This is a genomic window from Streptomyces sp. SID8352, assembly GCF_009862265.1.
GTDB lineage: Bacteria > Actinomycetota > Actinomycetes > Streptomycetales > Streptomycetaceae > Streptomyces.
In genome coordinates, this window is sequence record NZ_WWGX01000071.1 from 20,324 (window position 1) to 33,613 (window position 13,290).

At 72.6% G+C, this 13,290-nt stretch carries 12 protein-coding genes; 4 read left to right on the forward strand and 8 right to left on the reverse strand.

Annotated features, from left to right (window positions below; genetic code table 11):
- Positions 1-432: 432 nt before the first annotated feature.
- Entirely contained in the window at positions 433-828 is a 396-nt protein-coding gene (gene sodN, locus GTY84_RS21435) for a superoxide dismutase, Ni (RefSeq protein ID WP_161227932.1), read from the reverse strand.
- Positions 829-972: 144 nt separating this feature from the next.
- Between sodN and sodX the strand changes: the two genes are divergently transcribed.
- The gene (gene sodX, locus GTY84_RS21440) at positions 973-1,407 is read left to right on the forward strand and encodes a nickel-type superoxide dismutase maturation protease (RefSeq protein ID WP_161227933.1); all 435 of its coding nucleotides are present in this window, start codon (positions 973-975) and stop codon (positions 1,405-1,407) included.
- Here sodX and GTY84_RS21445 read toward each other — a convergent pair.
- Positions 1,311-1,940: a CGNR zinc finger domain-containing protein gene (locus GTY84_RS21445; RefSeq protein WP_161227934.1), complete on the reverse strand. Its 630-nt coding sequence runs from the start codon at positions 1,938-1,940 to the stop codon at positions 1,311-1,313. The genes sodX and GTY84_RS21445 overlap by 97 nt on opposite strands.
- A gap of 100 nt (positions 1,941-2,040) precedes the next feature.
- Between GTY84_RS21445 and GTY84_RS21450 the strand changes: the two genes are divergently transcribed.
- A complete protein-coding gene (locus GTY84_RS21450; protein ID WP_237532489.1) occupies positions 2,041-2,877 on the forward strand; it encodes a class I SAM-dependent methyltransferase in 837 nt (278 codons plus the stop codon).
- A 227-nt stretch (positions 2,878-3,104) separates the two neighbouring features.
- Here GTY84_RS21450 and GTY84_RS21455 read toward each other — a convergent pair whose 3' ends face one another.
- The 3 genes from GTY84_RS21455 to GTY84_RS21465 are packed head-to-tail and all read right to left on the reverse strand — an operon-like array spanning position 3,105 to position 5,814.
- Positions 3,105-3,878, reverse strand: a complete 774-nt coding sequence (locus GTY84_RS21455) for an amino acid ABC transporter ATP-binding protein (protein ID WP_161227935.1) — start codon at positions 3,876-3,878, stop codon at positions 3,105-3,107.
- Positions 3,875-4,813 carry an amino acid ABC transporter permease gene (locus GTY84_RS21460; RefSeq protein WP_161227936.1) on the reverse strand — a complete coding sequence of 313 codons (939 nt, stop codon included), beginning with the start codon at positions 4,811-4,813 and terminating at the stop codon, positions 3,875-3,877. Before GTY84_RS21460 ends, GTY84_RS21455 begins: the two co-directional genes overlap by 4 nt.
- A gap of 35 nt (positions 4,814-4,848) precedes the next feature.
- On the reverse strand, positions 4,849-5,814 hold the full coding sequence (locus GTY84_RS21465) for an ABC transporter substrate-binding protein (RefSeq protein WP_161227937.1): 966 nt from the start codon (positions 5,812-5,814) through the stop codon (positions 4,849-4,851).
- A 615-nt stretch (positions 5,815-6,429) separates the two neighbouring features.
- On the opposite strand from GTY84_RS21465, the gene GTY84_RS21470 reads away from it, so the two are divergent.
- On the forward strand, positions 6,430-7,647 hold the full coding sequence (locus tag GTY84_RS21470; protein ID WP_161227938.1) for an NADP-dependent malic enzyme: 1,218 nt from the start codon (positions 6,430-6,432) through the stop codon (positions 7,645-7,647).
- Between the two features lie 302 nt (positions 7,648-7,949).
- Positions 7,950-8,915 (forward strand): zinc-binding dehydrogenase, encoded by a 966-nt coding sequence (locus GTY84_RS21475; protein WP_161227939.1) that lies wholly within the window; start codon positions 7,950-7,952, stop codon positions 8,913-8,915.
- A 1,564-nt stretch (positions 8,916-10,479) separates the two neighbouring features.
- Here the strand turns inward: GTY84_RS21475 and GTY84_RS21480 are convergent.
- The 3 genes from GTY84_RS21480 to GTY84_RS21490 all read right to left on the reverse strand — a co-directional run bounded on the left by GTY84_RS21480 (position 10,480) and on the right by GTY84_RS21490 (position 13,068).
- Complete coding sequence (locus GTY84_RS21480) at positions 10,480-11,514, reverse strand: PadR family transcriptional regulator (RefSeq protein ID WP_161227940.1); 1,035 nt, start codon at positions 11,512-11,514, stop codon at positions 10,480-10,482.
- A gap of 1 nt (position 11,515) precedes the next feature.
- A complete protein-coding gene (locus GTY84_RS21485; RefSeq protein WP_161227941.1) occupies positions 11,516-12,457 on the reverse strand; it encodes a DUF4097 domain-containing protein in 942 nt (313 codons plus the stop codon).
- Positions 12,458-12,888: 431 nt separating this feature from the next.
- Entirely contained in the window at positions 12,889-13,068 is a 180-nt protein-coding gene (locus GTY84_RS21490; protein WP_003992906.1) for a DUF6104 family protein, read from the reverse strand.
- Positions 13,069-13,290 lie beyond the last annotated feature (222 nt).

Genomic DNA, 13,290 nt, shown 5'->3' on the forward strand with positions numbered 1-13,290 from the left:
CCATCTGTCCTGCTGGGCGGGTCTCTCATCGTCCTCAGCACGGAATACGGACCGTGCAAATGGACGCCTCGGGGGACCGCGGGCCACGCCGTCGCCACCCTCAAGACCTGGCGACTCCTCAGCAAGGTGCCATCCGGATCACCAGCCCTGTCCGGACCGTCCTCATCCTTCATCTGACCAGCTCAGAGTGAAGATGGAAGAGACTTACCGGCACAGGGGCGGATGCCTTCGGCAGCGGTCTTCACGAAGTCCCTGGTGATAGCGCCGACGTGAACCCGGCGGACGAGGTCGGCGTGGAGCGGGGCGTGGACGCGTTCGTACTTCATGGGGTCCCAGCGGACGAGCGCGTCGAGACAACCGCACCCGGTCCCCCGTGGGCGCCGGAAGTGGCGGCCTGGGGGCCGGGTGCGGAATCAGCCGGGTGGGCCGGGATCAAGCCTTCTTCGTCTCCCAGAAGATCTTGTCGATCTGGGCGATCAGGTCCAGGGCCTTCTGGCCCGTCGCCGGGTCGGTCGACGCCTTCGCGGCCGACAGGGCCTTGAGGGTGTCGTTGACGAGCTGGTGCAGCTCGGGGTACTTCTCGAAGTGCGGCGGCTTGAAGTAGTCGCTCCACAGGACGGAGACGTGGTGCTTGGCCAGCTCGGCGCGCTGTTCCTTGATGACCGTGGCGCGCGCCTGGTAGTGCGGGTCGTCGTTGCCGGCCATCTTCTCCTGGACGGCCTTGACCGACTCCGCCTCGATGCGGGCCTGGGCCGGGTCGTACACACCGCAGGGCAGGTCGCAGTGGGCGCTGACCGTGACCTTGGGGGCAAACAGGCGGGAAAGCATGCAGCATTCCTTCCTCGTGATCGTCTTCTCAGGGGGGACATTACTCCCTGGGAGACCTGATTTCGCGGGTGCCCCCGTGGGCTTAGGACAAAAGTCCGTGGTGAGACTGAGACTGGCGGAGGAAGAACGGGGAGGTGCCGGGTGATGCCGGAGCTGTCGCGGGAGAACGGACGGTCCAGGGGGCTGCTGCCGTTGGGGCCGGCCGAGGTGACCGGGCCCTCGATGGTGCCCACGCTGCACCACGGGGACCGGCTGCTGGTGCACTGGGGCGCCAGGGTCGGGCCCGGTGACGTGATCGTGCTGCGGCACCCCTTCCAGCAGGACCTCCTCGTCGTCAAACGGGCGGTGGAGCGGCGCGGCTCCGGCTGGTGGGTGCTCGGGGACAACGCCTTCGCGGGCGGCGACAGCACCGACTACGGCGTCGTCCCCGAGGAGCTGGTGCTGGGCCGGGTGCGCTTCCGGTACCGGCCGCGGCGAAGGGGTCAGCGCTCGCCGCTGGCCGCCGCCCGCTGGGTGCTCTCCTCGTTCCGGCCGGTGCTGAGCGACCGCTCCGCCTCCCGGCGCTTGCGGGCGCGGTAGGCGGCCACATTGGCCCGGGTGGCGCAGCGGTCGGAGCAGTAGCGGCGGGAGCGGTTGGTCGACGTGTCCAGGTAGGCGTTGCGGCAGGGCGCCGCCTCGCACAGGCCGAGCCGGTCCACACCGTGCTCCGTCAGGTGGAAGGCGAGACCCATCGCGGCGGTGGCGGCGTAGCCCGCGGTCGCGTTGGACGGGTGGTCCGCCAGGTGCATGTGCCACAGCGGGCGGCCGTCGTCGTCGCGGTGGTCGTGGCCGGAGATCTGCGGGCTCACCGGGAACTCCAGCAGCAGGGAGTTCAGCAGGTCCACGGCCAGGGTCTCGTCGCCGCCGTCGGCCGCCTCGAAGACCGCGCGCAGGCGCCCCCGGACCGCGCGGAAGCGGGTCACGTCCGCGTCCGTGGCGCGGCGGGCCGCCGACTGGTTCACGCCGAAGAGATCGCGGACGGCCTCGACGGACGTCAGGCCGTCCCGTCCCCGGACCGGTTCCTCCGTGTTGACGAGACGCACGGCGTAATCCGAGTAATAGGCCAGTTCCACTTGTAGTCCTTACGAAGGGGCTCTAGGGTCGTGCCTGCGATCAGGTAATGGCTGATCGTGGCTACAGGGTATTACGTATGCGGGTGCGACGGAGGGTTTCATGACGGACACGGACACCGGGCGCGGCACGGAGGCGGGCACGGACACCGCTACGGGCGCCGGCGGCGCCACCGGCACCGGCGGGGGCGCCACCGCCGACTGGGCGACGGGCTGGCAGGAGAGCTGGGACCGGCAGCAGGAGTGGTACATGCCCGACCGCGAGGAGCGCTTCCGGATCATGCTCGACATGGTCGAGGCGCTGACCGGCCCCGCGCCGCGCGTCCTCGACCTCGCCTGCGGCACCGGGACCATCACCGCCCGTCTGCTCGCCCGCCTCCCCGAGGCCACCAGCACCGGCGTCGACCTCGATCCCGCGCTGCTCGCCATCGCCGCGGGCACCTTCGGGGGCGACGACCGGGTCTCCCTCGTCACCGCCGACCTCAAGGACCCCGACTGGACGGCGCAGCTGCCGTACGACTCCTACGACGCCGTGCTCACCGCCACGGCGCTGCACTGGCTCCACGCCGATCCCCTCGCGGACCTCTACGGCCGGATCGCCGGACTCGTCCGCGACGGCGGTGTCTTCATGAACGCGGACCACATGATCGACGACACCACACCCCGGATCAACGCGGCCGAGCGCGCGCAGCGGCACGCCCGCATGGAACGCGCCAAGCGGGCGGGTGCCGTCGACTGGAACGCGTGGTGGGAGCTGGCCGCCCAGGACCCGGTCCTCGCCGGCCCGACCGCCCGCCGTTTCGAGATCTACGGCGAGCACGCCGACGGCGACACCCCGCCGGCCGCCTGGCACGCCCGGGTACTGCGGGAGAAGGGCTTCGGCGAGGCCCGGCCGGTGTGGTGCTCGCCCTCGGACACCCTGCTGCTGGCGCTCAAGTAGCCCACCGGCCGGTCAGGACCGTCCCGTCCACCAGGTCCGCCCGTCCCTTCCGTCCGGCTCGCGGGCGCGGGGAGCCGGCCGGGTCCCGGGCGTGGGGGCCCCGGCGGGTCCGTATGCCGCGGCCGCGCCGCGCCCCTGCCGTACGCGGGTCGGGGGCGGTACGGGGACGCCGTACCGCCCCCGACGCGGGCCCCGTGGACGGTCTGCCGCCGACGCCGGCGCGCCGGTCAGAGGACCTTCGACAGGAACGCCCTCGTCCGCTCGTGCTGCGGATCGGTGAGCACGTCGCGCGGGCTGCCGGACTCGACCACCACCCCGCCGTCCATGAAGACCAGGCTGTCGCCGACCTCGCGGGCGAAGCCCATCTCATGGGTGACGACGACCATGGTCATGCCGGTGCGGGCCAGGTCCCGCATGACGTCGAGCACGTCGCCGACCAGCTCGGGATCGAGCGCCGAGGTGGGCTCGTCGAACAGCATCAGCTTCGGGTCCATGGCGAGGGCGCGGGCGATGGCGACCCGCTGCTGCTGGCCGCCGGAGAGCTGCGAGGGGTAGTTGCGCGCCTTGTCGGCCAGCCCGACCCGGTCCAGCAGCTCCATGGCGCGCTGCTGGGCCTCGCCCCGGCGGACGCCCTTCACCTGGACGGGCGCCTCCATGACGTTCTCGACGGCCGTCATGTGCGGGAACAGGTTGAAGCGCTGGAAGACCATGCCGATGTCCCGGCGCTTGAGGGCGACCTCGCTGTCCTTCAGCTCGTGGAGCCGGTCGCCCTTCTGGCGGTAGCCGACCAGCTCGCCGTCGACGTAGAGGCGCCCGGCGTTGATCTTCTCCAGGTGGTTGATGCAGCGCAGGAAGGTGGACTTGCCCGAGCCGGAGGGGCCGATCAGGCAGAACACCTCGCCCGACCGCACCTCCAGGTCGATGCCCCTGAGGACGTCGACGGCGCCGAAGGACTTGTGGACGCCCTCGGCCTTGACCATGGCGGGGGAGGACTCCGTCATGCCGCGGCCTCCTTGGTACGGCGGGTGGGCAGGACCGCGGCGCGCAGACGCTGCCAGGGCGTGGGCGGCAGGGAGCGGCTGGAACCGCGGGCGTAGTGGCGCTCGACGTAGTACTGCCCGATGCTCAGGACCGAGGTCATGATCAGGTACCAGGCCGCGGCCAGGAAGTACATCTCGACCGTGGAGCCCGCGTTCTGGCCGATGTCCTGGGCCTGTTTGAACAGGTCGTAGAACTGCACCGCCGAGACGAGCGAGGTCGTCTTCAGCATGTTGATGACCTCGTTGCCGGTGGGCGGCACGATGACGCGCATCGCCTGCGGGATGACGATGCGGCGCAGCGTCTTCGCGTGGCTCATGCCCAGGGCGTGCGACGCCTCCGTCTGCCCCTCGTCCACCGAGAGCAGCCCGGCCCGGCAGATCTCGGCCATGTACGCGGCCTCGTTGAGCCCCAGCCCGAGCAGCGCCGTGAGCAGCGGTGTCATGAAGGACGACCAGTAGTCCTTGTAGACGGGCCCCAGGTTGATGTACTCGAAGACCAGGCCGAGGTTGAACCAGACGAAGAGCTGCACCAGGACCGGGGTGCCGCGGAAGAACCAGATGTAGAACCACGCCACCGACGAGGTCACCGGGTTCTTCGACAGCCGCATCACGGCGAGCACGACACCGCCCACGATGCCGATCGCCATCGAGAGCACCGTCAGGAGCAGGGTGTTCCAGACACCGTCGATGATGCGGTCGTCGAAGAAGTAGTCGGGGATCGCGCCCCAGTTGATCCTTCCCCGGGCGAACGCGTAGACGACCGCGCCCAGCAGGGCCAGCGCGACCACGGCGGACACGTACCGCCCCGGGTGCCGGACCGGAACGGCCTTGACGGCCGTCGGTCCGGCGGGGGGCGTCGCGTCCGGACCGGCCGCCTTGTTGACGTCAACAGTCACGGAGGGAGCCTTTCAGCCGCGGCGATCGGGGCGCCTCAGGAACCGCCGTTGATCGTGGACTTGGTGACGGCGCCGTCGGCGACGCCCCACTTCTCGATGATCTTCTGGTACTCGCCGTTGTCGATGACCGCCTGGACGGCCGCCTGGAGCGCGTCCCGCAGTTCGTCGTTGCCCTTGGCGACGGCGATGCCGTAGGGGCCGGCCTCGACCTGGTCGCCGACGATCTCGAAGTACTCGCCGCCGCCGGAGTTCTTCACCGAGTACGCGGCGATGGGGAAGTCGGCGGAGACGATGTTCGCGCCCTTGGAGCGCATCCGGGTCTCGGCCTCGGGGTTGGTCGCGAAGTCCTCGATCTTCAGCGTCTTCTTCCCCGCCTTCTCGCACTTCTTCGCCTGGTCCTTGGCGAGGTCGTGGGAGAAGGTGTTGCGCTGCACGGCCATGGTCTTGCCGCACAGGTCGTCCCAGGTGGTGATCGACTGGTCGTCGCCCTTGTTGGTGTACAGGGAGACGCCCGCCGTGAAGTAGTCGACGAAGTCGACGCCGGCGCCGACCTTCTTGCCGGTGTCGCCGTCGATGCCCTCCTGGCGGTCCTTGGTGTCGGTCATGGCGGACATGGCGATGTCGTAGCGCTTGGCGGCGAGGCCGCCGATCAGCGTGTCGAACGTGCCGTTCTGGAACTCGAACCGCACGCCGAGCTGCTTGCCCAGGGCGTCCGCCAGGTCGGGGTCGATGCCGACCGTCTTGCCGGAGCCGTCCTTGAACTCGACCGGCGCGTACGCGATGTCCGAACCGACCTTGATCACGCCCTTGTCGCGGATCGCCTGCGGCAGCTTGTCCGCCAGCGGGGCCCCCGACTCCTTGGTGCCGCTGTCGCCGGAGTCCTTGGACTTCGTCTGGTCACCGCAGCCGGTGACCAGCAGGGCGCCTGCGACCGCGAGCGTGCCGACCACCGCCAGCCGGGAGTGCGCGGCGCTCGTACGACGGGTGAAGCGTGCGGTCATGGGGTTCCTCCGGCGGATCATGGGAGTTGCCGATGGGACGGGGCGCCGGCCGGGGACCGGCAGGCGCCGGAGGCCCGCGGAGCACATCTCTTCGAGTGCCGCTGCCTTGTGTGATTACGGCATCTTGCCATTCGGACTCCGCCGTTCAGGGGCCGTGCGATGTCAAAATCGGATAACGGGTCGCGGACCGAACCGGAGCAGGTCGGGACATCACGACCGAACCTTTTCGGGAATCCGGGCTTCCGGCCGGAAGATCTCCGGTACCCGCCGGTAATCGAGCAGGGTCGTCGGGCCCCGGCCGCCGCCGGGCGGACGCTCCCGCGGCCGGTCGAGAGACGCCGCCGGGCCGCCGGAACCCGGTGATGAGTCGTGTCACCGTCGTACCGCCTTCGGGGTCCGACATGTGAGCTTGCGCTTATCGGACTCGTCGGGGGAGGCATCCGTCGGGTAAGAAGGTTCATTACACCCCTCATCAGGGGCTCAGGGCGCGTGTGCGGCGCGCCCGTCGCGCGGGGACTCATGTGCGACCAGCGGTCCTGTTCCTGCGCGGTGCCCGCCCGCTCCTCACCTGGAGTGGACAACCCTCAACCATGAACACTTAAGGGGTAACACAAAGTGGCAGCGGAGATCGTCAATCCTCGCAGCGACACCGGTACGGAGGCGGGCGCCGAGCCGCTCGATTCCTTCGACCCGGCGTTCGCGCTCCACCGCGGCGGCAAGATGGCCGTGCAGGCCACCGTGCCGGTCCGGGACGCGGACGACCTGTCCCTCGCCTACACGCCCGGCGTCGCGAAGGTGTGCACCGCGATTGCCGAGCAGCCCGACCTCGTGCACGACTACACCTGGAAGTCGTCGGTCGTGGCCGTCGTGACCGACGGCACCGCCGTCCTGGGTCTCGGCGACATCGGCCCCGAGGCGTCCCTCCCGGTGATGGAGGGCAAGGCCATCCTCTTCAAGCAGTTCGGCGGCGTGGACGCGGTCCCGATCGCCCTGGACTGCACGGACACCGACGAGATCGTCGAGACCGTCGTCCGGCTCGCCCCCTCCTTCGGCGGCGTGAACCTGGAGGACATCTCGGCGCCGCGGTGCTTCGAGATCGAGCGCAGGCTCCAGGAGCGCCTCGACATCCCGATCTTCCACGACGACCAGCACGGCACGGCCGTCGTCACGCTGGCCGCCCTGCGCAACGCTGCGCGGCTGAGCGGGCGGACGCTGGGCGAGCTGCGGGCCGTGATCTCGGGCGCGGGCGCGGCCGGGGTGGCCATCGCCCGGATGCTCATCGGGGCCGGCATCGGCGACGTGGCGGTCGCCGACCGCAAGGGCGTCGTCTCGTCGGACCGCGAGGACCTGACCCCGGTCAAGCGCGAGCTGGCCTCCTTCACCAACCGGCGGAACCTCTCGGGCTCGCTGGAGTCGGCGCTCGCGGGCGCCGACGTCTTCATCGGCGTCTCCGGCGGTACGGTCCCGGAGCCCGCGGTGGCCTCGATGGCCGAGGGCGCGTTCGTGTTCGCGATGGCCAACCCGAACCCCGAGGTGCACCCGGAGATCGCCCGCAAGTACGCGGCGGTCGTCGCCACCGGACGCTCGGACTTCCCGAACCAGATCAACAACGTGCTGGCCTTCCCCGGCATCTTCGCGGGGGCACTCCAGGTGCGAGCCTCCCGGATCACCGAGGGCATGAAGCTCGCGGCGGCCGAGGCGCTGGCCTCCGTCGTGGGCGACGACCTCGCCGCGGACTACGTCATCCCGTCCCCGTTCGACGAGCGGGTCGCGCCGGCCGTGACCGCGGCGGTCGCTGCCGCCGCCCGCGCGGAGGGCGTCGCGCGCCGCTGACGGCGCCGCCGCACGAGCGCCGACGGCACCGCCCCTTCCAGGGGGCGGGGCCGTCCGACGTTCCGGGACCGGCCCGTCTCGCGGGACCGGGAGGGCGGCGCGGGGCACGGTGTGGAAATCCGTGAACACTCCGCCCCGAAGTGTTCACCGTTTTCGGACACCTGCCCCACCCCCGGGCCGATCCCCTCCGTGCAGCCGGGGCGCGCCCGTCGGCAGCACCTGCCGTGGGGCCGTGGCAAGAGGGGGTGTGTCACAGGGACGCGCGGTTTCGGATGTCGGGCGCGGAACCTATCGTCGAGGACATGTTCGCCGTCTACGCCGCCCGAATCGACCGCGACCACCCGCTCTCCGGCCTGGAGACCGGGGAGCGCCCGGCCCCCGGGGACCGCCCCGGCTGGAGCGTCGTCGATGTCCGGGCCGCCTCCCTCAACCACCACGACCTCTGGTCCCTGCGCGGCGTCGGTCTCCCGGAGGAGCGGCTGCCGATAATCCTCGGCTGCGACGCCGCCGGGGTCGACGCGGACGGCAACGAGGTCGTCCTCCACTCGGTGATCGGCCAGAGCGGCCACGGCGTGGGCCCCCGGGAACCCCGCTCCATCCTCACCGAGCGCTACCAGGGCACCTTCGCCGAGCAGGTGGCCGTGCCCACCTGGAACGTCCTGCCCAAGCCCCGGGAACTCTCCTTCGCCGAGGCCGCCTGCCTGCCGACCGCCTGGCTGACCGCGTACCGGATGCTGTTCACCAACGCCGGGGTCCGTCCCGGGGACTCGGTGCTGGTGCAGGGCGCGGGCGGCGGCGTGGCCACGGCCGCGATCGTGCTGGGCCGGGCCGCGGGGCTGCGGGTCTTCGCCACCAGCCGGGACGAGGCGAAGCGGCGGCGGGCCCTGGAGCTGGGCGCGGTGGAGGCCGTCGAGCCGGGGGCACGGCTGCCGCAGCGGGTGGACGCCGTCATCGAGACCGTGGGCGCGGCCACCTGGTCCCACTCGGTGAAGTCGCTGCGCCCCGGGGGCACCCTCGTCATCTCCGGGGCCACCAGCGGCGACCGGCCCTCCCACGCCGAGCTGACCCGGATCTTCTTCCTGGAGCTGAAGGTCGTCGGCTCCACCATGGGCACCAAGGACGAGTTGGAGGACCTGCTCTCCTTCTGCGCCGCCACCGGTGTGCGCCCGGTCATCGACGAGGTGCTGCCGTTGGACCGCGCCCGGGAAGGCTTCGCACGGATGGAGTCCGGAGACCACTTCGGCAAGATCGTGCTCACCACCACTTGACGCACCGTCATCCCCGCCCCGGAGACACGCGGCATCCTGGAGGCACGCGGCATTCCGGGGGCACGCGGCATTCCGGGGGCACGCGGCATCCCGGGGGGCACGCGGCGCCTCCCGGAGGCACCCGCCGTCCCGGAGGCGCACTCAGTCCGGGGGCGCACTCCGTCCGGGGGTGAGACACAGTCATGAGACCTGCGAGTCCCGCCCCTTGCGGTCGGCCCTCCTACCGGTCGCGCTCGCGGCCACCCCGACGGCGCCACCGTCCGGCCGACGGACGGCATCACCGCCCCGCCCAGCCCCGGCGCTGGCTCTGCCCTCTGCGCTCTGCCTCGACCCTGCTCTCCCGCCTCGAACCTGCTCCCTCCGGCCCTCCTTCCGGCTCCGGTCCTCCTCCCCGAGCTTGGACCGACGGTGGCACCGCCCCGGCGGCAGCCCTCGGTCCGGCGGGCACTCGGGTTGGGGGTGCCGGGCCGCGGGCGGCGAGGGTTTCGACGGCCATCGGCGTGTGGCCCGAGCGGGAGCCCTCGGTCGGTCTGGGCGGGCACTCGGACCGCGCCCGGCGCTCCGGGCGACCGGGCAACCGAGTGTCGGCCGGGGCTCGACGGTGGGACCGCCCTGGGGGTAGTCCTTGGTCCGGAGGACATCCGGGTTGCGGTTGCTGGGCCGCGGGCGGCGAGGGCTTCGACGGCCATCGGCGTGTGGCCCGAGCGGGAGCCCTCGGTCGGTCTGGGCGGGCACCCGGGCCGCGCCCGGCGCTCCGGGCGACCGGGTGTCGGCCGGGGTGCTCGACGGTGGCATCGCCCCGGCGGGAGCACTCGATCCGGGCGGGCACCCGGACCGTGCCCGGCGCTCCAGGCAGCCTGGCGTCGGCCGGGATTCCGGACAGGCGAGCGTCGGTCAGGGCCCAAGGGAGTGTTGGAGGTCTCTGTGCAGCACGTGGCGGGGCCGGTACATCGGCGATGAACACGTCCTCCTGATCCTCGTCGTCCGGCCCGGGACTCCGCCGAGGTGTCGGCCGATCACGGGGTGTCCCACGGCGCCCTCACCCGGGTGCTGGGCGGAGGCGGAGGCAGACGGCGCGCCTGAGGCCCGCCCGCCCGGATGCCCCTGCCCGGGGCAACCCCGCCTGACACCCGGTTGCCCGGACCGCGCCCGGCGCTCAGGGCAACCGGGTGTCGGCCGTGGGACTCGACGGTGGCACCGCCCCGGCGGGAGTCCTCGGTCCGGGTGGGCACCCAGGCCGCCATGGTGCTCCAGGCAGCCGAGCGTCAGCCGGGGCCCCAAGGGGGCTGGAGAGATCTCTGCGCAGCACGTGGCGGGACCGGTACATCGGCGACGAACACGTCCTCCTGATCCTCGTCGTCCGGCCCGGGACTCCGCCGAGGTGTCGGCCGACCACGGGGTGCCCCACGGCGCCCTCACCCGGGTGCTGGGCGGAGGCGGAGGCAGACGGCGCGCCTGAGGCCCGCCTGCCCGGATGCCCCTGCCCGGGGCAACCCCGCCCGGCTGCCCCGCCCTCCGGGAGAGCACCCCCCGCCATCTGGGAGCACCCCCCACCCGCCGGGCGTCAGGGCCTGGGTGTGTGCAGCAGGGCCGCGATGCGGGCCGCCGTCGCGGCCAGCTCCTGCCGGGCTTCGCGGAGCTGCTCGGGCGTGACCCCGTGGTCGCGGGCCGCGTCCCGGATGTCGTCCCGGAAGCGGTCCAGCAGCCGGTCCAGATCGCGGGCCGGATCGCCGCTCGACGCGGCGGCGTCCTCCTCGGCCCAGACGGGGGCGTACTCCGCGGGGAAGTCCTCCTTGGGCCAGTCGTACGTCGGCCCGTCGGCGCGGGCCCCCCGCTTCTGCTCCCCGCCACCGGCGCCGAAGCCCCACTCCTTGCCGAACTCGCCCATCTCCTTGGCCAGTTCGCCCAGGCCCTCCTTCAGCCCCGTCGGCCAGTCGCCACGGGAGAAGTGGTCCTGCACCTGCTCCTGGACGCGCTGGGCGATGCGCTGCATCTCCTCCTGGGCCCGGCCACGCGCCCACTCCTGCGCCTCCTTGGCCTGGCGGCGGGCGCGCTGGGCCTCCTCGCGGGCCCGGCGGCTCTCGTCCTTGGCGCGGCGGGCCTGCTCCTTCCACTCCTGCTTGACGCGCCGCATCTCCTCCTTGGCCGCGCGCCACGCCTCCTTCTCGCCGGTCTGGGCGGCCCCGTCGGTCTCCCCGCCGGCTTCTCCCCGGCGGGCCGCTCCGGCCGCCGCGCGCATCTCGCGGCGCAGATCACCCGCGGCGCCCCGCACGTCGGCCCGGATCTCGGCCGCCAGCTCGGCCACCGAGTCGCGGATCTCCAGCTCCAGATCGGCCAGTTCGCCGCTGCGGCCGGCCAGCTCGGCGCGGCCCGCGTCGGTGATGGCGTAGACCTTGCGGCCGCCCTCGGTGGTGTGGGTGACCAGGCCCTCCGCCTCCAGTTTGGCCAGCCGGGGGTAGACGGTGCCGGCCGAGGGGGCGTAGAGGCCCTGGAAGCGCTCCTCCAGGAGCCGGATCACCTCGTAGCCGTGGCGGGGGGCCTCGTCGAGCAGCTTCAGCAGGTAGAGGCGCAGGCGGCCGTGGGCGAAGACGGGGGGCATGTCAGAGCACCTTCTTTTCGTTCGTGCCGTCGTCCGGCGTGCCGGACGCACCGCCGCCGTCCAGGCCGGTGGCGGACGTGTCGTCCGGGCCGCCCTCCGGGCCGTGCTCCGGCTCCGCCGGGGTGCCCGGGGTGTCCTCGTCGTCCCGGCGAAGGAGGGCGATCGAACCGGTGACCGTCGTGGCCTTCAGCCGCCCGAGGCCCGTGCCGAGCCGGCCGGTGATCCGCTTGGTGCCCCACTGGCCGCTCACCCGCAGGTCCTCGAAGGTGCTGGAGACCGAGCCGCTGGCGCTGTTGGCCTCCACCCGGGCGTCCCCCGCGTGGGGCAGCCGGATGGCGATCTCGCCCGAGACGCTGTTGAGCCCGATGTCGGCGGGCCCGCCGGAGCCGGCGATGTCGACGATCATGGAGCCGCTCATGGAGTCGGCCCGCACCGAGGAGGAGCCCGCCTCCACCACGGTGAGGTCGCCGGAGACGGAGGAGAAGCGCAGGTCGCCGGTGAGGGCCTGGGCCTCCACGCTGCCCGTGACCGTCTCCGCGCGCACCGGGCCCGAGAGGCCCACCAGGGTGCTGTCCCCGCTCACGCCCCGGACCTCCGTCCGCCCGCCGATCCCGGAGACCACGGCCGCCGCGCCGACCACGCCGACCTCCACCCGGGTGTGCGCGGGCACGGCCAGCGAGACCACCGCGGAGCGGCGCCGACCGCCCCCGTCGAGCCACTTCAGGAAGTCCTTCCAGGGGAGGTCCTCGTAGCTCACGGTCAGGGTGTCGCCCTGCTGGGTCACGACCAGCGGCGGCCCCTCCAGCTCGGAGACCTCCAGGCGGGCGGAACCCTCCTCGACGCCCATGACGTTGACCGTTCCGTCGACGACGCGCACGCGGAGCCGGGCCACGGGCTCGTCGAAGGTGAGTTTCCCGGGCTCGGCGACGGACCATTCAGGCATGGCGCAGACCTCCTCGACCGAACGCGCCATATCGCGTTCTCATGTTCACGATATATCGCGGGTCGCGAAAGTCAAGACACCTGTTCTGATGACGTGCGGAGCGCACCGGGGGCTGCGGCGGGCCGGAACGGGCGCGGCGAAGGGGCCGGGTGCGGCCGGGGGAGGGGCGGCGCGGGCTGCGCGGGGGCGGACGGAGGCGGTCTTCGGACGCGCGCCGTGCCGTGGGGCCGCCTACCCGGGCGGCGGGGCGGGCCGACCGTGCCGCCGGAAGCCGTGCCGCCGGCCCCTGCCCGGTGCCGGGCCGTACCGCCCCCGGCCGTCCGGAGCAGACCGCCCCGGAGCCCGGTCGCCCGGAGCCAGACCGCCCGGCTCGCCGTCGGGCTCCGCCCGCCCCGCCGCCCGGGGAGGCGGCCCCGGAGGCCGGGCGGGTCCTACTCGTCGTCCTCGTCGTCCAGCCGGGCGAGCCAGGTCGCCAGCCGTTCCACCGGCACCTCGAAGTCGGGGTTCAGGTCCACGAACGTCCGCAACTGCTCGGCCAGCCACTCGAAGGTGACCTCCTCCTCGCCACGCCGCTTCTCCAGTTCCTCGATGCCTCGATCGGTGAAGTACATGCCCTCAGAATATGGGGCCCGCGACCCTGCCGGGACCGCCGCGGTGAACCCCGCTGACGGGACGCGACACCCGGAACGCGATACACACACGCGATACATGCCGGACCACCCGCCCGGCACCCCCGTACGGGTGAACGGCACACGGACCGGGCCCGCCCGGGCACCCGTGGACGCCCCGGGGCACGCGCCGGGGAGCGCCCCGGCACCGCCGCCCCCGGCCCC